The 1,196-nt window shown below is 44.9% G+C and carries 1 pseudogene; it reads left to right on the forward strand.

The annotated features are described in order from the left end of the window. Positions 1-48: 48 nt before the first annotated feature. Positions 49-1,196: pseudogene (locus tag QUB06_RS34585) on the forward strand (hypothetical protein); the annotation flags it as partial.

Here is a 1,196-nt window from a genome sequence, read left to right on the forward strand (position 1 = left end):
GTATCTGCTCAATAAATAGGGGGAAGGTATGACCAGGCGAACTAATGAATGAGCCCAATTGCCAACAATTCTGATAAAATATCAAACATGACCCAAAAACCGCTCACCGACTCAACCGCCGAATCCCTCTTGGCCACGATTGACCCGGAGACGATAGGTGATGAGCAAGTGCGCGAAAGCTTTAAACTCCTGCTCAATGCCATTGAGCAGCTAAAATCAAAAGTCAAAGAACTCCCGGCAGATAACCAGCGATTAAGGGATGAAAATAATCGTCTGAAAGGGGAGCAGGGCAAACCAAAGATCAAAGCCAATGGCCAGCCTGAAGATAAAAAGAACCACTCTTCGGAACAGGAACGTCACCAACCGAAAGCGCATAAGAAAGGTAAAAAAAACGAATTTATTAAGATTGACCGAGAGCAAGTTCTGAAAGTCTCATTAGAACAACTGCCACCTGACGCGGAGTTTAAAGGCTATGAAGAAGTCATAGTTCAGGACATTAAAATTACCACCGACAATGTATTGTTTCGCAAAGAGAAATACTATTCGCCCTCTTTGGGCAAGACTTATCTAGCAGAAGTCCCAGCAGGCTATGAAGGTCAATTTGGTCCGGGGCTCAAAGCTTTGATCGTCAGTCAGTACTTTCAGGGGAATATGACCGAAGCCAAGCTACAGGAGTTCTTGTCCAACATAGGAATATCCATTTCCGCAGGTCAAGTGTCAAACCTGCTAATTAAGAATGGAGAAATTTTTGAGACGGAGAAAGTAGAAGTTTACCTTGCGGGTCTTGAAAGTTCTCCTTGGCAGCACTTCGATCAGACAGCGGCTCGAGTAGCCGGTAATAATCAAACCTGTAATATAGTGTGTAACCCTTGGTATACGGTCTATGCCACCACCGAAAAGAAAGATCGGCTGACAGTGCTTGATGTTTTACTTGGAGGAATTGAGCGACAGTTTCTTCTCAATGAAGAAGCTTTCACTCTGCTGAAAACCTTCAACATTCCTCAGAAAATTATAGCGGGTCTTCTCAAGCTGCCTCAATCAATCCTGTTGGGGGAGACAAGTTTTATCGAGGAGATCAACCACCACCTGCCAAAACTAGGTTCAATTCAGCTCAATCGCCTACTTGAAGCAGCAGCCATTGCCGCCTATCACAGCCAAAGTGACTGGCCGATAGTGCAAGCATTGGTCTGTGACGA

Source organism: Microcoleus sp. D2_18a_D3, from assembly GCF_036702455.1.
Taxonomy (GTDB): Bacteria; Cyanobacteriota; Cyanobacteriia; order Cyanobacteriales; family Microcoleaceae; genus Microcoleus.